This is a genomic window from Bacteroides sp. AF25-38AC (genome assembly GCF_003602995.1).
Lineage (GTDB): Bacteria > Bacteroidota > Bacteroidia > Bacteroidales > Bacteroidaceae > Bacteroides > Bacteroides uniformis.
In genome coordinates, this window is record NZ_QTMD01000003.1 from 1 (window position 1) to 24,817 (window position 24,817).

Here is a 24,817-nt window from a genome sequence, read left to right on the forward strand (position 1 = left end):
AACATTGATATTTAATAATTTAAAATACGTCCAAGAAAATTTCTTTGGACAGTAGTGCCGGCCATTATATAATAGCGCAAACCATGTTCTTTACAAACTTTATCCACAGCAAGCAATATCTTCAAAATACGAAGCTGCAAAGGACGTATATCATAATCTGCCATAAAAATCAGCCCATTAATTAATAAAGTTGTGAAGGAATCAACCGCTGTGCTTGTTCAAAGTCATTCACCGTATCAAGCTCCACAGAAAAATATTCGGTAGTGTCAAGCGCATAGAAAGAGTGTCCTTGCGGTATGAGACGCTCAAAAGCACGTTCATAGAAGATATTATCCAAACCTTCTTTGGTAATCATAACCTCCAATTCCCGGAAAAGCGCTTCTGTATAAGCGGCAGACATCTTCTCGATGCCAATAGACTCGCCAATAGCTCGGGATATGGAGCACGTCTTACTGATTTCCAACACCTTGCCATCATTGTCCGCTATTACCTTGATTTCCTCTTCCCCCAATGTATGATGGTTCAGAGCCAACGCATCCGCTTGACCATATCCAAGCAACTTGGCTACAATCTGCGGGTCAAAAAGGATATCGCTGTCCAGCAACAGAATGTCCTCTTTATCTACATAAGGCCGTGTAAGCCATAAAGAGTAGATATTATTGGTAGAAGCATATTTCTCATTATAGATAAACGTAACCTCCAATGCCGGATAATGAGCTTCCAGAAAGTTCACAATCTGCTGCTGTCTATAACCGGTGACAATGACAAACTCCCGAAAGCCATTCTGCAGCAATGCATCAAAGGCTCTTTGCAGCAAACAACGCTCTCCAACTTTCAACAGACATTTTGGAGTGGTATCAGTCAACGGACGCAAACGCGAAGCTATCCCTGCAGCCAATATAACCGCTTTCATTGTAATGCAATTTTTTTAATGGTGTCAATGACAATACGGTTCTGTTCAGGACGCCCCAAGGTAATACGCAAATGGGTATTGATGTCTGGTTCATTCATGAACTTCACCTTATAATCCTCGTCGGCAAAAGCTTTCTGTAAGCGTTCTTTCAAGACAATCGGATATTTTATAAGGACAAAGTTCGCCACCGACTCATATACCTTGAAACCAGGCAACGTCCCTATCTCCGCTTCAAAGCAGGCGCGACTCTCATTCATCAGCCGTGCTATATTCCGGTAATGCGCATCCGATTTCAGTGCGGCAATAGCAATATCCTCAGAGATACGGTTATAACCCAGATATTTGTTGCTGTATTTGCCAAAGCTGGCCAACTCCTTACTCATAAACCCAAACCCCATGCGCAATCCGGGCAATCCGTAGAACTTGGAAAGCGTGCGTGAAATAATCAGGTTGGGATATTTATCAACCAGCATTTTAATATAGTCCGTATCAGTAGATACGAAAGAGGCATAGGCTTCGTCCACCAAAACGATGGTTGTTACGGGCAACTCAGCCAACAAAGCGTCCAATTCTGCGGGGGTCAGACCGTTACCGGTGGGATTATTGGGCGAAGCGATTAATAAGACCTTGGGATTCTCACGCTGTACCATCTCTTTCATGGCAGCGAAATCATATTTAAAGGTATTGCCATCCTCATACAATGGATACTGCAACGTATGCCCGTCCACTTCATCAGCAATGGATTTATAGTACCACCACGAGAATTTAGGAATGAGCATCGTCTTGTTCCCATCCTCTTGGGTCAGGAAATAGTGGACTGCTTGTTTCAATATATCTTCTCCACCATAACCCAACAGTACCTGCGGTTCATCAATTCCGTAAGATTCAGATAGATAAACAGACAGAATACTCTTCTTGCCTTCGTCGTAGATACGGGTATAGAAACAGAGTTTGTTTATATCAAAATTCTTTAGAGCCTCCACCACCTCTTGCGAAGGTGCGTAGTTAAACTCATTGCGGTCCAAATAATTCATATCTTAGGTTTCTTTTGTTAATACTTTCCGATAACACTCCATCGTCTCACGCGCCATCTGCTCCTCCGTGAAACGCTGTGCCCACTTCAGCCCCTCCTCAATCATGGTGGCACGCAAAGAAGGCTCTTGTGTACGGGCAATCGCTGCCGCCAATCCCTCCACATCATAGGGACGCACATACAATGAATGCTCCCCCCCCGCTTCTTCAAGACAAGAGCCGGTTGCTGCTACCACCGGAATGCCGGAATGCAAAGCCTCAAGAATAGGGATGCCAAAACCTTCGTAAACGGATGGGTATACAAAAGTCTCGGCCGACTGATAAATGGCAGGTAAATCGTCCGAAGGGATACCATGCAGAAAATGTACTCTGTCTTGCAATCCGGCTTTTGTCATAAACTCTTTCAGCTGATGGATATAGGCTGTGGGTCTCCCTACCAGAACAAAATGCAGTTCATCGGGCAGATACTCCAAAGCCTTCACAATGGCCAGCGCATTTTTACGCTCCTCAATGGTGCCCACCGACAAGATATAGCGTTCGGGCAACCGATAACTCCGCATCACCTCCTTGCGCTTATCCTTACCGACACGACAGGCATACAGAGAACTACACCCTTGGTAAATAACGGAAATTTTATCCGCAGGAATTCCATAATAATGTATGATGTCACGCTTGGTACACTCACTCACAGCAATGATGTGGTCTGCATGCTTGCATGCATAGCGGCATTTGTAGTTATAAATCAAGCGGTCGACCAACGAAAAACAATGTGAAAGTCTCAGGAAAATAAGGTCGTGAACAGTCACCACACTCTTTACTTCCCGTACCCGATGGATGGTCAGGGGAAGTTCGTTACTCAATCCGTGGAACAGCCGTATGTTGTCCCGTTTCAAAGTCCTGCGTATACCTCCCACGCGCCACAACGAAGTCATTCCTCTCCAGAGCCAATAAGATGGATAATGTACCGATACCGTTCCCCGGCTTTCGGCCACCATCGACGAGAGTTGCTGATTTTCACGGTGTACCGGAGCATACAACCAATACTCGTTTTCCGGAGCAAAGGCTGACAATGACTGCACCACATACCGGCTGTAATTGCCCAATCCCGTAAAATTCTGCACAGCCCGTTTTCCGTCGTATCCTATTCTCATCTCTAAAAAGTTTCAGCTGCAAATGTACAAGATAATCCTCATATAGCAGTCTATTTCGCTTTCCTTTTTTGACAAAAACACAAATTCACCTATAAAACATAAGATAGAGATGAGCAATCACTTGCTGTCTGTTACAAAAACCAAGTACGGAATCGGGCACATCCCCATTGTTCAATCCGTACTGGCCCATTGTTTTATCCTTCAAACACCTTATCTCCTTCCCGAAAACTACTTTATTCATCATCGGCCCACTGTTATGAACCAATTCAACCACACTAGTGAGCTGTTTAGTTCACTCAAGTGAACATCACGGCTCACTAACGTGGGCTGCTGAAGAATCCAAAAGTAAAACGAAAGAATGAAAAGGATGTAACAGAAGAAAGAAGGATGCGGAACGGAAGAAAACACGGGTGAGAGCAAAATTTACCCTCACCCTTTTCGATTGCTCTCACCCACCCCTGCAATGCCGTTGAATAGGGAAGTTGAAGAAAAGAGTGAGAGCGGTGAGGGCAGAAATGCAAACTTAAAAACGGAAAGAGTCAAATTATTTTCCGGGCATTACTTAGCCACTTTGACGGATTAGTCGTATCTTCGCACGATGGAAAATCGTCGAAAAGAACAGCAGCATTATGAGAGTCATTGTTGACAACAAAATACCTTTCATTAAAGAAGCCATCGAAAAAATAGCCGACAGCGTGATTTATACTCCCGGCAGAGACTTCACTCCGGAGTTGGTAAAAGATGCCGATGCACTGATTATACGTACCCGCACCCGCTGCAACAAGGAATTGCTGGAAGGCAGTAAAGTCCGCTTCATTGCTACCGCCACCATAGGCTTCGACCATATAGATACGGAATATTGCCGTGAAGCAGGCATCGCTTGGACCAATGCCCCCGGATGCAATTCAGCATCCGTAGCCCAATACGTGCAATCAGCCTTACTATTATTGCAACAACTCAAAGGAGTACAACTGTCCGAATTGACATTAGGCATCATCGGCGTAGGCAATGTGGGTAGCAAAATAGCCCAAGTAGGGCAAGAACTAGGCATGCGTGTCCTGAAGAATGACCTGCCCCGGCAAGACAAGGAAGGAGAGAGAGATTTCAGTTCCTTGCAAGCACTCGCAGCAGAATGTGATATCCTCACCTTCCACGTACCTTTATATAAGGAAGGGCCATACAAAACATTCCATTTGGCAGACCATACTTTCTTCCGGTCATTAAAACGCTGTCCCGTCATTATCAATACCTCACGTGGAGAGGTGATTGAAACCAATGCGCTCCTGAATGCCTTAGAAGACGGACTGATTTCCGATGCCATCATTGATGTATGGGAGAACGAGCCTGATATCAATCTTACCTTATTAAATAGAGTGTTCCTTGGAACTCCCCATATAGCCGGTTATTCAGCCGACGGAAAAGCCAATGCCACCCGTATGTCCCTGGATGCCCTTTGCCGTTTCTTTCACATCAAAGCCGACTACCGCATCGCTCCCCCCCAACCCCGGAACCCGATTATTACCGCCGACAGCCTGGCAGAAGCATATCTGCAAATGTATGACCCGAGAAGGGACAGCGAAACACTGAAAACACATCCCGAACAATTTGAAAAATTGCGGGGAGACTACCCGCTACGAAGAGAAAAAGATGCTTACACTTATATCCCAAAGTAGCACATACATTTAGAGATACAGCCCGATAATACAAAAGACGTCACTATATAAGCTCCTCACGCCTTTACTATCAATGCCGAATCAGAGGAAACTATAGGCAAAACATTACAATATCAATGCAAAAAATACAGTTAGAGAAATCACTCAGTGAAGGATTTATTTTTTATGCAATTTCAACTCTGACGATTGCCATACAATTTCTGTTTTATCTGATTCACAGTCCCCGGCTCGCCATGATGGACGTGGGAGGCTGGATGTTTTATATAACGGCCGCTTGCTCACATGCCGCCTTGTGGGCACTTATTCCTTACATCATATCCTTAATCGTAGCCATTACCGTCCGGCGCCATCAAGCCGCCGCCATCACACACATTATTCTTGTATCATTACTCAATATACTTGCTTACATAGACGGCAGTGTGTACAGTCTTTACAAGTTCCATATCAATGGTTTTGTACTGAATCTCCTGGTTGGAGAGGGCAACAGTGAGATTTTCACATTCAGCTTCTGGCTTTATCTGAAGATTGCAGGAGTATTAGTGGGTATATTTGCCGCCAATACTTTGCTAAGAATACTTGCAGGCCATTGTTATACCCGCTTTCACCGCTGTGGCTTCCGTCCTATACTTGCCACTCTGATTTTGTTTGCACTATTCTCTAACTTTTATCATGCCTATGCCGCCGTAGCGCAAAAGACTTCAGTGATTCGCAGCGCCCCCTGCCTGCCCTATTACTTCCCGCTTACGGCAACCCGCCTGATGATGAAGTTAGGAGTGGTCTCATCCAAGGATGTCATTAAAATGAACTTCAACAACAAAAAGCAGTCTGCTGACCTCAACTATCCGATAGATTCTTTGAAATACGAAGTCCATTCCAACCCCAAGAATGTAGTGCTGATAGCCATAGACTCATGGAACTACCGCGCCTTTAACCAGGACATTACACCTCATATCAGCCACTTTGCCGACAGTTGCAGCAGATTCACCTCCCATCTAAGCAGCAGCAATGGCACACGTGGAAGTATCTTCGGGCTTTTCTTCAGTCTCTCATCCATCTACTGGACTGATTTTGAGGTATCGGGCATACAGCCCCTGCTCATAGAAGAACTATTGAAGCAGAATTATCAGATAGGTATTTATCCCAGTGCTACAATCGTCAACCCGCCATTTGCCAAAATACTTTTCTCAAAGGTACCCGACTTGCGTACCCATACCGAAGGAAAAACCGTTTATGACCGCGACTGCCGTATTACAGCAGATTATCTGCAAGCACTCGATACGCTGGGCAGCGGTACAAAACCTTTCTTTTCCTTTCTCTTCTATGATTTGGCACACGGATATGAAGTGCCGAAGGACAAGCTTTATCGTTTCCAACCGTCCTGGGAGTTCGCCGACTATATGAAACTGAACAACGACATAGACCCTACTCCTTTCCTGAACCTCTACTACAACTGCGTGGCGGAAGCCGACTCACTGGTGGGATGCGTCCTCCACAAACTTGAGGAAAAGAAACTGCTAGACAATACCCTGGTCATCATTACCGGAGACCATGGACAAGAATTCAATGAGAATCATAAAAATTATTGGGGCCACGGCAGTAATTATTCACCGGTACAAACACATATCCCCTTCCTATTATATGAACCGGGAGAACAGCCACATACCTACCATCACCGTACCACGCACTATGATTTTGCACCAACCCTAATGAATAAAGTGCTGGGTGTAACCAATCCGCCTTCCGATTACAGTATGGGGCATTTAATAACCGATACTTGTCCACGGAACTGGCATATCGTGGGCGACAATCTCAATTATGCCTTTATCGTAGAAAATCATACTATTCTGGAAAAACACCCTTCCGGATATATAGAAATCAGCGACAGTGCATTGAATCCCCTGGAAAACTACAAGATAGACAACCGTAAGCTGAACGAGGCCATCCTCTCCCTTAACCGATTCTATAAATAACTGGGAGAGAGGCCTTCCACCAACTCCTCTATCACCTTCGGATAGTATTCATACTCCAGCCGGTGGATGCGTTGCGCCAGCTCCTCCGGCGTATCGCCCGGCAATACGGGGCATTTCTGCTGGCAGATAATGCCGCCTTCGTCATAATGCTCATTCGTATAATGGATGGTAATACCGCTTTCCTTTTCGCCGGAAGCAATCACTGCCTCGTGCACACGGTCGCCGTACATTCCCTTTCCACCGAACTTGGGCAGCAACGAAGGATGTATATTTATCATTTTATTGGGATAAGCATGCAGAATATTGTCCGGCACACGTGCCAGGAATCCTGCCAATACCACAAAATCAATATCATGCTCTCGAAGCGTCGACAAAACAAGCTCTCCACTTTCCCAATCGCTCTTGGCAAACCAGACACAAGGCACTCCCAGCCCCTTGGCACGCTCTAAAACAAACGCATTCTGCCGGTTAGTCAAAACCAGAGCCACACATGCCGAACCTTTTTCCCGGAAATAACGGATGATATTCTCGGCATTCGTACCACTTCCCGACGCTAAAACTGCGATATTTTTTCCCATAATCCCTCCAATTACTGCACAAAACCGTGAAAAATGTGCAAAAAGGTGCATTTAATTCATCAAATATTTGCGAGGAATGATAAATATTCATTCCTTTGCACCGCAAATTTAAAGAAATAAAACTAATTATTAATTAAAAACTTAAAGTTATGTCTGAAATTGCATCAAGAGTGAAAGCGATTATCGTCGATAAATTAGGCGTAGAAGAATCAGAAGTTACTAACGAAGCTAGCTTCACTAACGACCTGGGAGCTGATTCTCTTGACACTGTAGAACTTATCATGGAATTCGAAAAGGAATTCGGTATCTCTATTCCCGATGACCAGGCTGAAAAGATTGGTACTGTAGGTGATGCTGTATCTTACATCGAAGAACACGCTAAGTAATCTTATCCATTCGTTTATAACATGGAATTAAAAAGAGTTGTAGTAACAGGTCTCGGCGCCATTACTCCCATTGGCAACAGTGTTCCCGAATTCTGGGAAAATCTTGTGAATGGGGTTAGTGGAGCAGGACCTATTACTCATTTCGATGCATCGCTTTTCAAGACTCAGTTTGCATGCGAAGTAAAAGGCTTCGATGCTACCAAATATATAGACCGCAAAGAGGCCCGCAAGATGGACTTGTACACACAATATGCCATTGCAGTAGCCAAAGAAGCGGTAGGTGACTCTGGGCTTGACGTCGAAAATGAGGATTTAAACAGAATCGGTGTCATCTTCGGCGCCGGTATCGGTGGCATCCGTACATTCGAAGAAGAGGCGGGCAACTATGCCCTGACCGGTAAGGAAAACGGCCCCAAATTCAATCCGTTCTTCATCCCCAAGATGATTTCGGACATTGCTGCCGGACAAATTTCCATCATGTATGGTTTCCATGGTCCCAACTACGCAACTTGTTCTGCATGTGCCACTTCCACAAATGCTATTGCCGATGCGTTTAACCTCATCCGTTTGGGTAAGGCAAATGTTATCGTGTCCGGTGGTTCGGAAGCTGCCATCGCCGCTTGCGGTGTAGGTGGTTTCAATGCCATGCATGCATTGTCAACCCGCAATGATTCTCCCGAAACTGCATCCCGTCCGTTCAGCGCAAGCCGTGACGGATTCATCATGGGTGAAGGTGGCGGTTGTCTCGTTCTCGAGGAACTGGAACACGCCAAGGCACGCGGTGCCAAAATCTATGCGGAAGTTGCCGGCGTAGGAATGTCTGCCGACGCTCATCACCTGACAGCCTCTCACCCCGAAGGTTTGGGAGCCAAGTTAGTGATGCTGAATGCGTTGGAAGATGCAGAAATGAAACCCGAAGAAGTAGATTATATCAATGTTCACGGTACATCTACTCCCGTAGGTGATATTTCGGAAGCAAAAGCAATCAAAGAGGTATTCGGACAGCATGCGTATGAGTTGAACATCAGTTCGACAAAATCCATGACCGGCCACTTGCTGGGCGCTGCCGGTGCGGTAGAATCCATTGCAAGCATCCTCGCCATCAAGAATGGCATTGTTCCTCCGACCATCAACCACGAAGAGGGTGATAACGACGAAAACATCGACTATGACCTGAACTTCACGTTCAACAAAGCACAAAAGCGCGAAGTGAACGTAGCTTTGTCCAATACTTTTGGATTCGGTGGTCATAATGCGTGTGTCATTTTCAAGAAATACGCAGAATAATAAGGTCGTGTTACGTAACCAAATAGATAAAATAAGGCTCTTGTTCCGCAAGGATAGAGAGTCTTATTTTTGTTTTTACAGAATTCTCGGCTTCTTTCCACGTGACATCAAGGTCTATCAGCAGGCTTTGCTGCATAAATCCATCTCCATGCGCTCCGAAAAAGGACGTCCCATCAACAACGAACGGCTGGAATTCTTGGGCGATGCTATCCTCGACGCCATTGTAGGAGATATTGTCTACCGCCATTTCGAAGGACGCCGCGAAGGTTTCCTTACCAATACCCGTTCCAAAATTGTACAGCGGGAAACACTCAACAAACTGGCCGTGGAAATCGGACTGGACAAACTGGTGAAATACTCCACCCGCTCCTCATCCCACAACAGCTACATGTACGGCAATGCATTCGAAGCCTTCATCGGCGCCATTTATCTGGACCAGGGCTACGACCGCTGCAAGCAGTTCATGGAAGAGAAGATTTTCAAAAACTATATCGACCTCGACAAGATGTCTCGCAAAGAGGTCAACTTCAAGTCAAAACTCATCGAATGGAGCCAGAAGAACAAAATGGAGGTGTCATTCGAGCTTATCGAGCAGTTTCTCGACGAAGAATACAATCCGATGTTCCACACCGAAGTCCGCATCGAAGGGATATCGGCAGGTACCGGCACCGGTTATTCCAAGAAGGAGTCGCAACAAAATGCGGCACAGATGGCATTGAAAAAAATTAAGGATGCCGCTTTCAAGGAGGAAGTCCAGGCAGCCAAGGAGCGAAACCATGCAACAGAAACCTCCACAGAAGAAAATCCCATGGCAGAAGCTGTTGAAGAATCCCCACAAGAAAAATTAGCCGAAACAGATTCCCATCCGACGTCCCTGGACAACTAAGTCATTGTCTTCCGTCACCAGCTTCAACTTGCCCGCAATCTCCTCCAGCGGTGCAGAAGCTATTTCATTCCCCTTCAAGGTAATCATCCGCCCGAACTGCCCGTTGGCAATCAGTTCCGTGGCATGTCCACCCATACGTGTGGAAAGGTTACGGTCAAAAGGTGTGGGTGAGCCGCCCCGCTGAATATAACCCAACACAGTCTCACGGGTCTCGATACCCGTCTCATACTCTATCTCCTGAGCTATATACTCGGCGGCACGCTTCCGCCCGTCCGTCTGTATACCTTCGGCTACCACCACGATGGAGTAAGGCTTTCCTTTCTTCAGCCGATTCAGAATCGTTTCTCCGATACGGTGGATATTATAGGGAATCTCCGGAATCAGAATCACGTCACCACCGCCTGCCATACCGGAGTATAAGGCTATCCAACCTGCCTTGTGCCCCATCACCTCAATCACCATCACCCGCTTGTGCGAGCTGGCCGTGCTGTGCAACCGGTCGATGGCATCCGTAGCAATGCTGACGGCAGAATCGAATCCGAAGGAGAAATCAGTTCCCCAAATATCGTTGTCTATGGTTTTAGGTACAGACACAATGTTCAGCCCCATAGCAGAGAGTTTGGCGGCTGTCTTCTGCGTACCGTTCCCGCCGATACAGACTACACAATCAAGCCCCATCTCTTCGATATTCCGCGCTATCAGTGCCGGTTTGTCCACGCCGGACATCACGCCGTTCTTCTTAAAGGGCTTCTCGCGCGAAGTACCGAGCATCGTACCTCCCAAGTTCAGCAAACCGGATAAGGATTTTTCGGTAAACGACTCCACATCCTTGGTCAGCAGCCCCTGAAAACCGCTGTGAATGCCAATTACTTCCATTCCATAATGGTTGATAGCTGTTTTACATACACCGCGAATGGTAGCGTTGATGCCGGGACAGTCGCCTCCTGAAGTCAAAATACCTATTCTCATGATATTTTTGTTTGAATTATTGTTCTATAGGTCCGTAAAGATAGAAAAAAAAGAGAAAAAAGATAGAGATGCCGATAAATAAGATTATTTTTGCGGTTTAAAATAAGATTTCACAAAGAACGATGAATATTACAAAGTTTCTGAATAAGGTATATTTTGCTCCCCGTCTGAAAGAAATCGAACAATACACCAGCCATGCCGGTGAATTGCAACAGCTTGTACTGCAGCGCCTCGTCCGGACAGCGGCAAACACGGAATGGGGAAAGAAGCATGACTATGCCTCTATCCGTACTTATGAAGATTTCAAGAAGCGCCTTCCCATACAAACTTATGAAGAAGTAAAACCTTATGTAACCCGCCTGCGTGCCGGTGAGCAAAATCTGCTTTGGCCTTCGGAAATACGTTGGTTTGCCAAATCATCGGGTACCACCAACGACAAGAGCAAGTTCCTGCCCGTCAGCCGGGAGTCCTTGCACGACACGCATTACAAGGGAGGCCGGGATGCCGTTGCCATCTATCTGGGACAGAATCCCGAAAGCCGTTTCTTTTCCGGTAAAGGGCTTATCCTTGGAGGCAGCCACGCTCCCAACCTGAACACCAACCACAGTCTTGTAGGCGACCTCTCCGCCATCCTCATAGAAAATATCAACCCGCTGGTAAACTTTGTCCGCGTACCCAGCAAGCAGACAGCCTTGATGGAGCACTTCGAGCCCAAAATGGAGGCCATTGCCCGCGAAACCATCCATGCAAATGTAAGCAACCTTTCCGGTGTACCGTCCTGGATGCTTGTACTCATCAAACATATACTGGAAAAGACGGGAAAGCAGAGCCTTGAGGAGATATGGCCCAACCTGGAGGTATTCTTCCACGGCGGCGTTGCCTTCACTCCCTACCGCGAGCAATACAAAGACGTGATCCGCAGCAGCAAGATGCATTATGTAGAGACTTATAACGCCTCCGAAGGCTACTTCGGCACGCAGAACGACCCTGCCGACCCTGCCATGTTGCTGATGATTGACTACGGTATCTTCTACGAGTTCATCCCGCTTGAAGATGTAGGCAAGGAGAATCCGCGTACCTTCTGCCTCGAGGAGGTGGAGCTGAACAAAAACTACGCCATGGTAATCTCCACTTCTGCCGGTTTGTGGCGATATATGATTGGAGATACGGTGAAGTTCACATCGAAGAACCCCTATAAGTTCGTCATCACCGGACGTACCAAGCACTTTATCAACGCGTTCGGCGAAGAACTGATTGTGGATAACGCGGAAAGAGGACTTGCCAGGGCATGTGCCGAGACCGGTGCACAAGTAGTAGATTACTCTGCTGCTCCCGTGTTTATGGACAAGCATGCCAAATGCCGCCACCAGTGGCTGATAGAGTTTGCACAAATGCCGGACAGCCTGGAGAAGTTCGCCAAAGTATTGGACGACACCCTGAAAGAGGTGAACTCCGACTATGAAGCTAAAAGGCAGAATAACCTGGCGCTGCAACCGCTGGAAATCATCGTCGCCCGTCCCAACCTCTTCCATAACTGGCTGGATAGCAAGGGGAAACTCGGCGGACAGCATAAGGTGCCCCGGCTCAGCAACACGAGGGAGTATATAGAGGAAATGCTGGAACTGAACCGGTAAATTACTATATCATAAAAATCAAGCGCGGATTACGCAAATTACGCGGATAAATTAATAAATCCATGTAATCTGCGTAATCCGCGTTTTACAAATCAGTCAGTACGTTTTGACTTTACTTTTTCATTTCAACAATCAGCCTCAAGGATTAGAAATTATATGCCAGCCCAATTCCCAGCACTTCCTTAAACTGCACCTTGGCGCCCTTCTTCACTCCATTGTCATCAAACGTTTTCACATCATTGTCATACTTCAGAGTTGTATTGATGGTAGCCGACAATACTTTATTGATTTTCATGCTGATAAGTACATCCCAATTCACATCTATGTTTCCAAAATCTTTGCTGTAAGGAGTAAAGAAATCAGCCGTAGTAATCAGATTCACATTCTCCATCACGGGCAATTCAGCACGGGCTTTCACAAAAGCGCCACCCTCTATCTTGAAGTGGTCACCCGGGTCTACACCAAAAGCGCCCAAATCGGAAAGATAGTCATCAGTCACGAAAGTCATCTTGGTGGAAACGGGTGAAAGCAGTAGAGAATAGTTACTCTTAGGCCTCCATTCCATACCCAGGGCGATATTCGAATAGGCAGGAGCAAAGAAATTGGAAATCTGGTGCTCTTTGTCAGGATAGTCATATCCTTTGGCAAACTGGGTATTCAAATCACCCATCAGTGTATAGAACCAGACGTTGTCTGTAGAATATCCCAACTGAGTGGAAAGCCCTATTTTATCACTACTTTTCCTCATCCCCTGAGATTTGGTTTTCGACAAGCCATAGTCCAGCACCATGTTGGTGACCCAGAGCCAGTTTCCTTTCTTGTGTGTCAGTGATGCATTCAAGTAGGCATTTCCAGCAATGGAATTCTCACCTCCTGCCGACCAGTTGGCCATGGCAGTCTGTGACATATTAAGACCAGTCACTCCTTTCAATACCCAAGCTCCCTCCTGATAACCTTTATCATCCGTCTGAGCATAAGTTATGGTTGCTAAAGCAGCAAACAACATTACAATATATATCCTTTTCATATTACAGTTCGTTTTAAAAGTTTCTCATAAAAAGACGTCTCATAAAATTAACAACATTTACTATCTTTTGTTCGAGAAGCTATAAAACGAATGTAAGGTTCAGAGAATAATTCCACCGCCCAACAAGTATCCGTCCTTATCATAGAAAGCCGCTGCCTGCCCGGGTGCAATGGATTCCAGCGGCTCTATCAGACGGACACGTAACAGACCTTCCACCGTAAGAGTCACCCTGCACCGGTTTGCCTGCTTACGGTAGCGTATCTTCACAATAACCTCGTTTGCACCCAGCACACGACTATTCTCCACCAGGTTCCAGTCTCCCAGCCACATTTCCTGCCTGTAGAGGGAAGAGAGCGGAGCTAAAACGACTTCATTGCTTTCCACTCTTGTCTCTTTCACAAAAACAGCCTTGTTCAGATGGATACCCAAGCCCCTACGTTGCCCTACGGTATAAAACGGATAGCCCTCATGCCATCCCAAGAAATCCCCCTTTTCATCGACGAATCTACCTTTACCGGGTAATAGTGTTTCAGGAACCTCACGCTTCAAAAAGGAACGGTAATCCAAAGGGCAAAAGCACACACCTATACTGTCTTTCTTCGCAGCCACCTGCCCGAAACCACGCTCCGCCGCATACGAGCGCGCCTCATTTTTCGTAATATCTCCCATCGGAAGCAACATACGCTGCAGGATGTCCTGCTTCAATCCCCACAGAAAGAAAGTCTGGTCTTTGTCCTTATCTGCAGCAGGAGCTATATAATACTTTCCTCCGGACAAGACTTTACGCACATAATGTCCGGTAGAAATCCAATAAATCCCCTTTTCATCGGCTATTTTAGCCAACAGTGCCCACTTCAGCTCATTATTGCAGACCGTGCAAGGAACGGGAGTGCGTCCCCTTAGATACTCTTCCACAAAATAGCGGATAATACGCGAACGGAAAAGCTCGCGTGCATCATAGGTAATGTGTTTCATCCCCAGCTTCAGGGCCAGAGCCCGTGCATCTTCCAAATACCCGGTCTCATCTCCTGCCTCATAGAAACGGAAAGTCACGCCAGTCACCTCATAACCGGCTTCCTGCAACCTCATGGCGGCCACGGAACTATCCGTGCCGCCACTCATGCCAAGCAATACACGTTTATCTGACTTCATGGATACAAAAGTAATAAACGAAGGTGAAATCCGTTGCATTTACTCTTATAAAACAGAATATCATTATAGATTTTCACAGATTTATTATACCTTTGTACTCCTAAAAGAACTAATAATCAACTGTTATGGAACATCAACTGACCATTTACAACACTTTAAATAGAAAAAAAGAGCTGTTCGTACCGCTGCATGCACCGCATGTAGGCATGTATGTCTGCGGACCGACCGTGTACGGTGACCCGCACTTGGGACATGCACGCCCTGCCATCACTTTCGACCTGCTGTTCCGCTACCTGACGCACATCGGCTACAAGGTGCGCTATGTCCGCAACATTACCGACGTGGGCCATCTGGAGCACGATGCCGACGAAGGTGAAGACAAGATTGCGAAAAAAGCCCGTCTGGAACAACTGGAGCCAATGGAAGTGGCACAGTACTACATCAACCGCTATCATAAGGCGATGGATGCATTGAATGTGCTGTCTCCCAGTATCGAGCCACATGCCAGCGGCCACATCATCGAACAGATAGAACTTGTAAAGGAGATATTGAAGAACGGATATGCCTATGAAAGTGAAGGTTCCGTTTATTTCGATGTAGAAAAATACAACAAGGACCATCACTACGGCAAGCTCTCCGGACGCAACCTGGATGATGTTCTCAACACCACCCGCGAACTGGACGGACAGAGCGAGAAGCACAATCCCGCAGACTTTGCCCTCTGGAAATGTGCGCAACCGGAACACATCATGCGTTGGCCTTCCCCGTGGAGCGACGGCTTCCCCGGCTGGCACGCCGAATGTACAGCCATGGGAAAGAAATACTTGGGCGAGCACTTCGACATTCATGGTGGCGGTATGGACCTTATCTTCCCGCATCACGAATGCGAGATTGCACAATCCGTAGCTTCCCAAGGAGAAGATATGGTACATTATTGGATGCACAACAACATGCTGACCGTGAACGGACAGAAAATGGGTAAGTCTTACGGTAACTTCATCACATTGGAAGAGCTCTTCAAAGGCACACACCCCATGCTGGAGCAAGCCTACAGCCCAATGACCATCCGCTTCTTCACCCTGCAAGCCCACTACCGCAGTACGGTAGACTTCAGCAACGAAGCTCTGCAAGCCGCCGAAAAGGGATTGGCAAGACTGATGGATGCTGTACATGGACTGGACAAGATTACCCCTGCTGCAACCTCCACCATAGACGTGAAATCCCTGCGTGCCAAGTGTTACGAAGCCATGAATGATGACTTGAACTCACCGATTGTCATCGCCCACCTCTTCGACGGCGCCAAGATGGTAAACAATATCCTGGCTGGAAACGATTCCATCACAGCCGAAGACCTGAAAGAATTGAAGGAAACCTTCCACCTCTTCTGCTTCGACATCTTAGGATTACAAGAAGACAACGCCTCCAACGAAGAGCGTGAAGCTGCCTTCGGCAAAGTAGTGGACATGCTATTGGAAGAGCGTTCAAAGGCAAAAGCCAACAAAGATTGGGCTACATCCGACAAAATCCGCAATGAACTCACCGCGCTCGGTTTCGAGATTAAGGACGGTAAGGACGGAAGCGAATGGAAGCTGAATAAATAACGAAGGTATCATAACTCACCACAGAATCATACAGATTGGGGTAAGTTTTAGGCAGAAGAACAAAAGAACATATTTTTCTCTTGTTCTTCTGTTCTTTTAACTGAAAAATAAAATCTGTATAATCCTATGGTGATTGTGTATTTTGATACATCCCTGTTAGAATACGAATCCGAACCCGGCATACCACCCTACTTTCTTCGTCTGGTTGGACCAATTCAATTGTATCTCCACTGGTCCCAGAAAACTCTTGTACATATAGCCGATGCCTACCCCTGCCATATCAACCGATTCGGAAGAGTCAAGAATCTGATGAAACCTCCCGGAGTTTCGCCCATAACTGCCCATCACTGATATATACTGGTTTTTCAAGATACGCTGTCTGAGGTTCAGCCCTGCAACCAGCAATGCGGCTTGTGACAGTTCCGCACGGTTGATGCCCGTAAACGGTATCTGCTGTGGCATATAGCGCCCCGGTATGGTTCCCCCCACCATATTAATGATGGCAAAAGGATAATTACCGCTTCCGGACAATACGCGTCCATAAAACGAAGGAGTGACAGTGAACTTACTCGAGGGAGAGAAACATCCCTGCCAACGGGCATCGAAAACAGAAATAGGATTGTTGTCCTTATACTGGAAGAAGTTATCCGTATAGAGATGATAGGATACCGCCCACGACATACCTTTTGTAGGGGCGCTCCTCTCATTCAAGTTGTTGAACACAAGTCCGGCAAAGTAACTGAATAAGGACGAATTCTCAAACAGTGCCGAAGCCAACGGGTCGAGCGACAGCAAATCATGATAGTGGTAGTAATCAAAGTCAATGCCCAGACTGACCTGGATATTGTTCCAGTCCTTCGCCGCCCCCATACGGACCAGCTGATGTGTAAAAGTCAAATCCAGCGCCCGTTTGCCTTCATTATAAATATTCATATCTTTATAGTCGAACTGATAGGCAAGTCCTGCCTGCCATCCACCGTCCCATTGATAACCATATCCAAGTCGTGCCAGTGTACGCTTGCCCAGACGGGCGGTGAGGCTGACCAGCGACTCCCGCTGCCGGCCGAAATAGAAGTCCGTATTTGCCTGCAACGCCGCCAGTTCTTCCGTATCAAAACGAAAACCGACATTCAACTTGTTCTCCCGTACAGCAGGGACGGCTATTTGGGAATCAACGGGAATCTCCCTATCAACAGCCGCGCCAGGCAAGCGGAAAGGTCCCGGACGGCGAGGCTGATAATCTTCTGCAAGTCCCAGCTTCCGTTTCAGGGCAAGCAGTCCGTCCCAACTGTCCATGGCAGCACGCTCTCCCCGCACCATCAAAGTGTCGATGGCCTCTTTGGTGAAACTTGCAGCCGAATAGCCGGTGACATCCACCTTTATCAATACGTCGGTATTACGCAGATTCTCACGGTATTTCTTCTCTCCTTGCAGATTGATGATTTGCCCGAAGATGTCTTTCACCGATTTCAGCTCGGAAGCCTTAAGCAGCGGACTCTGCACATCCACCCCGATAATGTAGTCGGCCCCCATGGCAAGCGCCACATCTACCGGATAGTTATTCACCATTCCACCGTCCACCAACACCATTCCATCCAGGTCTACCGGAGCAAACACACCGGGAATGGACATGCTGGAACGCATGGCAGTAGCCAGTATTCCCTCATGGAACACTACTTCGCTGCCATTCACCAGATTTTCCGACACGCAGGCAAACGGAATAGGCAGACGGCTAAAATCCACAGAATCCTGGTAACCTTCTGTCAATGTGGAGAACAAACGTGCCAGGTTCTTCCCTTTTATGATACCCGCATCCGAAACAGCGGCAGATTTCAAAGAAAACGGAATGGAGAGTACATAGCGCTCCGACTTCAACCGGTCATCCAGCAACACATCCTTAGGATTGGGGGCATCCGAGAGCAAGAATTTCCAGTTCTGGGCATTCACCATACTGTCCAATTGCTGTGGGGTATATCCGATAGAATACAAACCGCCCACAATGGCCCCCATACTAGTGCCCACCACATAATCTATAGGGATACCCGCTTCTTCAATTACTTTCAGAGCACCGATATGCGCCGTCCCTTTGGCGCCACCCCCACTGAGTACGACAGCCACTTTCGGACGCCCGGACGCCCAAAGGACCATCGGCAAAAACAACAAACAAGCCCATAGTCTATACTTCATCTCCATCATTTACTTAATACGTATTGGTAATTTATTCCACTCTGAATCAAACAACCCGCTCCGACAAATAGTTCACTATCAGTCGAAGCGGGTCGCAAAAAACGTTCAAGCAATTTATGGAGGATTATCTATAACCCATTTCCAATCAATAAGGTATCATATCCTTCAAGATACCTTCCTTATACCAAGGATCATCAATCTCTTTCAACACTTTGCCCATCTCTGCGCAAAGGTCTTTTACGACTTCTTGGTTTTCTTCCAAAGAAAGGTTATTCATCTGATACGGGTCCTTTTCATCGTCAAACAACAAACTTTTGACCAGCTTATGGTTTTCGCGGTCAATGTAGAGCGCCAGCGTGTAGCGCGCCGATTTAAAGCCGCGCGACGAAGGGAAGTAGGAACGGACCATGCCTTCCGCATCCTTCTCACCGTCCAGGTTCTGGATGTAGAGAGCGCCGGTGGGACGTACAATATCCGCCTTTTCATCGAAGAAAAGCGGTGCATAGTTGCGCCCCTGCACCTCGGCCGGAATGGAGTCGGCAAGACCGGCAAGCCCCAACAAGGTAGGCATGATGTCCGGCGAGGAAAGCATCAAGTCGTCCACGCGAGGCTTAATCTTATCGGGAAAACGCACCAAGAAAGGAACGTTCATGGACTCGGAGTACGGGGAATTCTTCGGGTCTTCCGTATGCTGGCTACACATGGTCTCTCCATGGTCGGAGGCAAACACGACAATGGTATTCTTGTCCAGCCCGAGTTCCTTCAAGGCATCAAGTATCTGACCGAAAGCACGGTCGACACCCGTCACAGAAGCAAAGTAGTAGCGTGCACTCTCTGCCTTGAGCATCTTGGAGTCGGCATTCGGACGGACGAGCAAGCTGTCCAGAGGCTGGTTTTTATAGAGATTGAAATCTTCCTCCATACAGTCGTCCAAAGAACGGTACGGACTATGGGGAGGATTCATGCCTACCATAATGAAGAAAGGTTTCTTCGGGTCGCGTACATTCCCCTCGTTCTTCAGATAAGACACCACCTTGCCCGATTCGTGTAACGGTGACCACTCGCGCGGGTCGTGGCGACGGCCTTCCGTATCCCAGTAATGCGGATTCTTGTGTTCGTCAAAGGTACCGTAAGAATACCAGTAATTGAACCCATGACGACGTTCTTTCGGCGTATAGGCATCCCATGCAGGTACACGGTCTTCCACATACTGTCCGGGACGTTCGGGGTCGTTGGGGGTAGGAAAGTCGGCATGCAGTTTGCCAAAGTAGGCACAGTCATATCCGGCATTGCAGAAAACATCACTCACACACACAGCATCCTCACGCAGGGAGCTGATGGGACGGCTCGAATTGCAATTCAATGGAATACCACTCTTATTAGGATACATTCCCGTCAACAGAGAACCACGGTGGGGACTGCTCAACGGGCAGTTGCTCATGGCAGATGTCAATACCACCGACTCCCGGGCAAAATCATTCAAGCGTGGGGTATGCACCGGGTCATTCCGAAAGTTCACTTTCTCGCGAAAACCTTCCTGGCCCCAGAACTCCATCGCCTGATTACGGTATTGGTCGGGAAAAACGTAAATGACATTCGGCTGGACGGATTGTTCCGCCTGCGGGGCTTTACAGCCCTGCAAGGCGAACAAACCTAAACCACCTAACAAAATATTTAATTGAGTTTTCATTTTTCCAAGTCTCTTTTACGCATCAATCCTTCCAGGAAGTAATAGTCGGCATAATTCAGCGGTACATCAATCTCCGCACCGTGAGGAATACTGCCCACAGAGTGCATCAGGATGAAGTTGCCGTTGGTACCCACCTTGGCACGGTAGGAAGGAGAAGCGAGGCTTTCCATAATCCGGTCGGCGGTTTCCTTGTATCCCTTATCCGGCAGATAAGTACTCAGCTCGTAAAGGGCGGACGCCGTGCAGGCAGCTGCCGAAGCATCGCGAGGTTCATTCGGGATATTGGGAGCATCGAAATCCCAGTAGGGAACCAAGTCTTCCGGAAGATTCTTGTTGTTGAAGATAAAGTTGTAGACCTTTTCAGCCTGTTCCAGGTATTTGGCATCGTGTGTATAGCGATAGCACATGGTATAGCCGTACAAGGCCCACGCTTGTCCACGTGCCCAAGCAGACTCGTCGGCATAGCCTTGTGCAGTCTGTCTCTTACGGACTTCACCGGTTTCGGGGTCATAATCCACCACATGATAGCAGCTGTTGTCCTCACGGAAATGGTTAGCCATAGTCGTATCGGCGTGCTTCCGGGCTATGTTATAGAAAGTGGAGTCGCCGGACAGCTTGGAAGCTTCGAACAGCAGTTCGAGGTTCATCATATTATCAATGATAACGGGACATTTCCAGCCACGTTCAGCCTGCCACCCCTTGTCTGCATCCCATGACTGAAGTACGCCTGCTGCAGGGCGGAAACGGGTAGACAATGATTTGGCTGTCTGTATGATGACCGGCTTGTACTCCTCCTTACCCGCAAAACGGTATCCGTTCAGGTAGCTGCTGCCAATCATAAAGCCCACATCATGGTGCCAGGTAAGGTATTGTACCGAATCCAAATCCTCGGTATACTTCTCTGCCAGCGGCAGCCACTTCTGGTCACCGGTCAACTCGTACATATGCCAGATATTACCGGGGAAGAAGCCGGAACACCAATCGTCGATAGGTACATAGACAATGTTCCCATCCTTATCAATGGTACGGGGATTAAGGATTTTACCGGATTTTTCGATAATGTCTGTCTGAATTGTCTCCTGAGCCACAGCATTATCAATGTTTTCTTGGATAAAGTTGCTTTCAGCCTGCTTTTGCCCTGCGCAACCTGCCAATACAAGGAGGGAGATTCCCAATGTAGTGAGGACTGTTTTCATAATAAGGGATTTATTTATTAAGAGTTTATGATTTTTCCTGCTGCAAAAGTAGAGCAAGTGTACAGATTTGACCCGCCTAAATAATTCAATTAATGGCTAAAATCGTTACTTTTGCGTCCGGAAGCACATATTTTCCACCCATTAATCATTAATCACTAAACATTAATCATTACTCCCCATGACCGCACAAGAGTTTTTTAAGAACGACCGCTTCGCCACGAATGCAGGTGTAGAACTGATAGAAATAAAGGAAGGATACAGCAAGGCACGCCTGGTTATCACGGCAGAGCATCTCAATGCGGGAGGCCGTACGCAAGGGGGTGCCATCTTCACCCTTGCCGACCTGGCACTGGCAGCAGCAGCCAACTCCCACGGAACATTGGCCTTCTCTCTTTCGTCCAATATCACCTTCCTGCGCAGCAGCGGACCGGGCGATGTACTGTATGCCGAAGCACGCGAACGCTACATCGGCCGCACCACCGGATATTACCAGATCGACGTCACCAACCAGGAGGGAAAACTGATTGCCACTTTCGAATCCAGTGTATTTAGAAAAGGGGATAACATCACTTTTTCCTTACCACAGACGTCATCGGATAGCGGTTGCCCCGGACACTCTTGAAGAATGCCTTGGCCGAACCGAAATTCAAATACATGTCCAAGCGAATGGGAAGGTGGTTCTTATCATCGGATACGAAGAAGGTGATGACCTCCTTCTCCTTACCTTTCTTGTACTCTACGAAAGAGAATACCAAGCAGCGGTAAACGGTGTCGTTATTCGCCTTGACCTCCTCCTTGCCGCGGTAAATCAACGTCTGCTCTTCCACCCTGCGTCCTGTGGCCATGGGAAAGAGTATCTTCTGCCCTACCTTGTAGTCTTTAGGGTCATAAGAGCGCGCCTGCGCCAAAATGCTCAACATATCGAAGATACAGCGACTATCACTGTATTCCATCTCCTGAGCCTCACGCACGGGATTGTGCCAGGTGCGTCTCTGCTTTACATTCGCCAGTCCGTCCGAGTAGGAGAACCAAGCCTCGTCCACCGTATGGCGGCTTCCCTCCTCCGCCGCTTTACGGAAGTAGAGCGGCTCCAACCTATCGCTGACATAACAAGTCAACGTATCACGCATCTTGAAGAAAAAATCGGTCTTTTTACTGCCTACACAAAGCAAGTTAAAGCGAAATGCAGGCTCGGAATGGTAAGTCGTGGCATTGGTAGTGAGGCTTGCCAGACCCACCTTCTTCCAAATGAACTTCCAATTGAAATATAAATCGTACATGACATGCTCGCCCGACTGGAAAGCTTCATTCTTTGCAGTACATTGGGCCTGAACAGACTGGGAGGTTCCCAAACAGACCGCTCCCACCATTAATAGAATGAACAATTGCTTCCGCCTAATAGCTATGGCCTCTACCACTGTTGCGGCTGCTATTGCCACTGCGGTTATTTTTGTTCCTGTTTTGCTTTTTCTTGTCTTCATCTGGTTTTTGTTTTTTTAGTTCGTCCGGCTTCTGCCTATCCAGGGACTTGGCCTTAATATCCCATTCCTGGGTCAAATCAAAGTTCGCTTTAAGCTCCAGAACCATCGGATAATAGTAAACCATTTCAGGCTGGCGCTTCTCGGCATAGTTTCCCGTATCCCAGACGCCATTCCCATTCGTATCATTTATCAGCCGCGCTCCATATTTGCCCGGATTGAGGAAATAGAAATCGGCTTTCCCATCCACCACCGGCACCGTGCGCAGCACTTTGTCCTGACCGTCCAGTAGTTCCACAAAAGCCAGAGAGTCCGCTCCATGCACATTAAAGAATATCTGCCCGTACTCTTCCAGCTTCTTGGCCTTGAAGTCCTTCTTTATCTTGTCGGAGAACAACCCGTACAATCCGCGTATGGCAGCAGAATCCACTTCAAATGTATAGCTTTCGCCGGGTGCCCATTCGGCAAACAGATTATAACGCTTCAAGTCCAAAGAGTCGCGCATAAAGTCGAACGGGATATCCTGCCACAACGAGTCCACTTTCAGTTTCAGATGGAAAGCGGTGGTATCTATGCTTGCCACCGGCTCCGTAAACGACAGAGTAAGATAATCATATACATCGATTGCAGAAGGGGCATACACATCTACAGCCAGGAATTCCGTCGGCTCGGGCTCTTCCACCTCACCTTCCTTCAACTTCTTCTTTTTCTTCTCACGCTCTTTCTGTTCCTTTTCCTTCGCTTCCTGCTTCTGCTTCTGCTGCTTGTCGTATGTCAACTTCGCCAGCACATTCAAAGTATCGGTACGGGGTACCAATCGTTTCAGGCTATCCGTATACAAATAGGTGATACTCATTTTCAGGGAATCCTGCTTATAGAGCAGAGAATCCTTTATCCAATAATGAATCGTATCGTTCCGGCCGGTAGGCTGTTCTATAACAAACGCATCTTCCTCATTAAAGTTCAATCCTTTCAATAAAGGCAACGTGTCTGCCGGAGCAGTGAAATAGAGCGAAAACTTCTCCGGAGTCAACCGTTCGGCCTTCAAAAAACGTTGCGAGAAGGAAAGCTCCTTGAAAGCACGCAGCAGAACATCATCCGGAAGGTAGTGGGTATATTGACGTTCTACAATCGTATCTACTGTCAGCGAGTCTATCCAGGTCGTATCCTGGCGCATGCGCTCTTCCATGGAAGGAATGATGATAGAGTCATTAAAAGCTATCACTTCCGTCGGCTGGGAATAGGCAAAATTCTGGTCGGCATCCTGCAAGGCATAAATGCGATACTTGCCGGGAGCCACTCCACGGATAGAGAAGCGTCCGCGACTGTCCGTACGCCCCACCCGCTCAAAAGGAAGTTTGGTAAAAGCGGAGTCGGCCAGATTGGCATGCAGACCGACCAGCATTCCTTTCACCGGTTCAAGATTGGCCGCATTCAGTACTGTACCGGCCACAGCCATAGAGTCGAGACGGTCGCCCGTAGAGAAAGAATAGAAGAAATTCTCCAAGGGATTCCCCTCATTATTATCCTGGATGGCATCACCAAAATCGAATGTATAAGTAGTATTGGGTTTCAATGTATCCTGCAGAGTGATGACCACCTTCTTCCCATTAGACTTAATTTCGGGCTGCTGCACCTGCGGAGGGGATATTACAATCTTCTCATTCGGCTTGTCAAGCTTGATAAATTCATCGAACTCAATGGAAAGTTTATTTTTATTGTGATGGAGTGCGCCGGGCGTGGGAGTACCGGAAATAAAACGCGGAGGAGTCTCATCATAAGGTCCTCCTTCAATACGGCCCACACTGGCACAAGAATACAGTGCGGCAGCTATGGCAACACCCCCCAACAACCTGCGGAAAAGCGGCTTCATTTTAGTATGGCGTTTACGTTCTAACATGCTGCAAAAATAAAGGTTATCTGCCAATTAGCGGTATGCTTTACAGTATTTTAATCAAAAAATGTCCTTTCGTTCTCATCTATGTATGAAACATAGTTAAAAAAGGA

20 protein-coding genes and 1 pseudogene are annotated in these 24,817 nt (G+C 47.3%); 8 read left to right on the top strand and 13 right to left on the bottom strand.

The genetic code is table 11. The features are described from left to right. Positions 1–53: 53 nt before the first annotated feature. The 4 genes and pseudogenes from DWY55_RS02885 to DWY55_RS02900 all read right to left on the bottom strand — a co-directional run. Positions 54–164: pseudogene (locus DWY55_RS02885) on the bottom strand (LicD family protein); the annotation flags it as partial. Positions 165–181: 17 nt separating this feature from the next. Then, positions 182–913, bottom strand: a complete 732-nt coding sequence (locus DWY55_RS02890) for an NTP transferase domain-containing protein (protein WP_005825963.1) — start codon at positions 911–913, stop codon at positions 182–184. Beyond that, positions 910–1,947 carry a pyridoxal phosphate-dependent aminotransferase gene (locus tag DWY55_RS02895; RefSeq protein ID WP_005825966.1) on the bottom strand — a complete coding sequence of 346 codons (1,038 nt, stop codon included), beginning with the start codon at positions 1,945–1,947 and terminating at the stop codon, positions 910–912. The genes DWY55_RS02890 and DWY55_RS02895 overlap by 4 nt, the downstream gene beginning before the upstream one ends. A 3-nt stretch (positions 1,948–1,950) precedes the next feature. After that, complete coding sequence (locus tag DWY55_RS02900; protein WP_005825968.1) at positions 1,951–3,096, bottom strand: glycosyltransferase family 4 protein; 1,146 nt, start codon at positions 3,094–3,096, stop codon at positions 1,951–1,953. Between the two features lie 629 nt (positions 3,097–3,725). Between DWY55_RS02900 and pdxB the strand changes: the two genes are divergently transcribed. Both pdxB and DWY55_RS02915 read left to right on the top strand, forming a co-directional pair. After that, positions 3,726–4,769, top strand: a complete 1,044-nt coding sequence (gene pdxB / locus DWY55_RS02910) for a 4-phosphoerythronate dehydrogenase PdxB (RefSeq protein WP_005825977.1) — start codon at positions 3,726–3,728, stop codon at positions 4,767–4,769. A gap of 116 nt (positions 4,770–4,885) precedes the next feature. Continuing rightward, positions 4,886–6,739 carry a sulfatase-like hydrolase/transferase gene (locus DWY55_RS02915; protein ID WP_008662067.1) on the top strand — a complete coding sequence of 618 codons (1,854 nt, stop codon included), beginning with the start codon at positions 4,886–4,888 and terminating at the stop codon, positions 6,737–6,739. On the opposite strand, the gene purN is transcribed toward DWY55_RS02915, so the two are convergent. After that, positions 6,730–7,317 (bottom strand): phosphoribosylglycinamide formyltransferase, encoded by a 588-nt coding sequence (gene purN, locus DWY55_RS02920; RefSeq protein WP_008662068.1) that lies wholly within the window; start codon positions 7,315–7,317, stop codon positions 6,730–6,732. The two genes, DWY55_RS02915 and purN, sit on opposite strands and share 10 nt — an antisense overlap. A gap of 149 nt (positions 7,318–7,466) precedes the next feature. Here purN and DWY55_RS02925 point away from each other — a divergent pair, with 149 nt between their 5' ends. The 3 genes from DWY55_RS02925 to rnc are packed head-to-tail and all read left to right on the top strand — an operon-like array spanning position 7,467 to position 9,876. Further along, positions 7,467–7,703, top strand: a complete 237-nt coding sequence (locus DWY55_RS02925) for an acyl carrier protein (RefSeq protein ID WP_004291965.1) — start codon at positions 7,467–7,469, stop codon at positions 7,701–7,703. A 21-nt stretch (positions 7,704–7,724) separates the two neighbouring features. After that, positions 7,725–8,990, top strand: a complete 1,266-nt coding sequence (gene fabF, locus DWY55_RS02930) for a beta-ketoacyl-ACP synthase II (protein ID WP_005825984.1) — start codon at positions 7,725–7,727, stop codon at positions 8,988–8,990. 7 nt (positions 8,991–8,997) lie between these two features. Further along, a complete protein-coding gene (gene rnc, locus DWY55_RS02935; protein WP_172679983.1) occupies positions 8,998–9,876 on the top strand; it encodes a ribonuclease III in 879 nt (292 codons plus the stop codon). Here the strand turns inward: rnc and DWY55_RS02940 are convergent. Beyond that, positions 9,835–10,845 (bottom strand): ATP-dependent 6-phosphofructokinase, encoded by a 1,011-nt coding sequence (locus tag DWY55_RS02940; RefSeq protein ID WP_005833813.1) that lies wholly within the window; start codon positions 10,843–10,845, stop codon positions 9,835–9,837. The two genes, rnc and DWY55_RS02940, sit on opposite strands and share 42 nt — an antisense overlap. Before the next feature lie 122 nt (positions 10,846–10,967). Here DWY55_RS02940 and DWY55_RS02945 point away from each other — a divergent pair, with 122 nt between their 5' ends. Further along, positions 10,968–12,479 carry a GH3 auxin-responsive promoter family protein gene (locus tag DWY55_RS02945; protein WP_005825993.1) on the top strand — a complete coding sequence of 504 codons (1,512 nt, stop codon included), beginning with the start codon at positions 10,968–10,970 and terminating at the stop codon, positions 12,477–12,479. A gap of 145 nt (positions 12,480–12,624) precedes the next feature. On the opposite strand, the gene DWY55_RS02950 is transcribed toward DWY55_RS02945, so the two are convergent. Next, positions 12,625–13,506, bottom strand: coding sequence for a DUF3078 domain-containing protein (locus DWY55_RS02950; protein WP_005825995.1), 882 nt, complete (start codon positions 13,504–13,506; stop codon positions 12,625–12,627). 99 nt (positions 13,507–13,605) lie between these two features. Then, positions 13,606–14,658: a tRNA 2-thiouridine(34) synthase MnmA gene (gene mnmA / locus DWY55_RS02955; RefSeq protein WP_034532616.1), complete on the bottom strand. Its 1,053-nt coding sequence runs from the start codon at positions 14,656–14,658 to the stop codon at positions 13,606–13,608. A gap of 125 nt (positions 14,659–14,783) precedes the next feature. Here mnmA and cysS point away from each other — a divergent pair, with 125 nt between their 5' ends. Beyond that, positions 14,784–16,259, top strand: coding sequence for a cysteine--tRNA ligase (gene cysS, locus DWY55_RS02960; RefSeq protein WP_008662079.1), 1,476 nt, complete (start codon positions 14,784–14,786; stop codon positions 16,257–16,259). Between the two features lie 156 nt (positions 16,260–16,415). Here cysS and DWY55_RS02965 read toward each other — a convergent pair whose 3' ends face one another. From DWY55_RS02965 to DWY55_RS02975, 3 genes are all read right to left on the bottom strand, one after another. Further along, the gene (locus tag DWY55_RS02965; RefSeq protein WP_057254042.1) at positions 16,416–18,446 is read right to left on the bottom strand and encodes a patatin-like phospholipase family protein; all 2,031 of its coding nucleotides are present in this window, start codon (positions 18,444–18,446) and stop codon (positions 16,416–16,418) included. A 145-nt stretch (positions 18,447–18,591) separates the two neighbouring features. After that, positions 18,592–20,136, bottom strand: coding sequence for a sulfatase (locus tag DWY55_RS02970; protein ID WP_016272089.1), 1,545 nt, complete (start codon positions 20,134–20,136; stop codon positions 18,592–18,594). Next, positions 20,133–21,332, bottom strand: coding sequence for a glycoside hydrolase family 88 protein (locus tag DWY55_RS02975; protein ID WP_005826007.1), 1,200 nt, complete (start codon positions 21,330–21,332; stop codon positions 20,133–20,135). The genes DWY55_RS02970 and DWY55_RS02975 overlap by 4 nt, the downstream gene beginning before the upstream one ends. 178 nt (positions 21,333–21,510) lie before the next feature. On the opposite strand from DWY55_RS02975, the gene DWY55_RS02980 reads away from it, so the two are divergent. Then, a complete protein-coding gene (locus DWY55_RS02980) occupies positions 21,511–21,954 on the top strand; it encodes a PaaI family thioesterase (protein ID WP_005826009.1) in 444 nt (147 codons plus the stop codon). Here the strand turns inward: DWY55_RS02980 and DWY55_RS02985 are convergent. Together DWY55_RS02985 and DWY55_RS02990 are read right to left on the bottom strand one after the other, a co-directional pair. Then, a complete protein-coding gene (locus DWY55_RS02985; protein ID WP_080545834.1) occupies positions 21,899–22,813 on the bottom strand; it encodes a DUF3108 domain-containing protein in 915 nt (304 codons plus the stop codon). The two genes, DWY55_RS02980 and DWY55_RS02985, sit on opposite strands and share 56 nt — an antisense overlap. Then, positions 22,728–24,683, bottom strand: coding sequence for an Ig-like domain-containing domain (locus tag DWY55_RS02990; RefSeq protein ID WP_005833829.1), 1,956 nt, complete (start codon positions 24,681–24,683; stop codon positions 22,728–22,730). The genes DWY55_RS02985 and DWY55_RS02990 overlap by 86 nt, the downstream gene beginning before the upstream one ends. Positions 24,684–24,817: the final 134 nt, after the last annotated feature.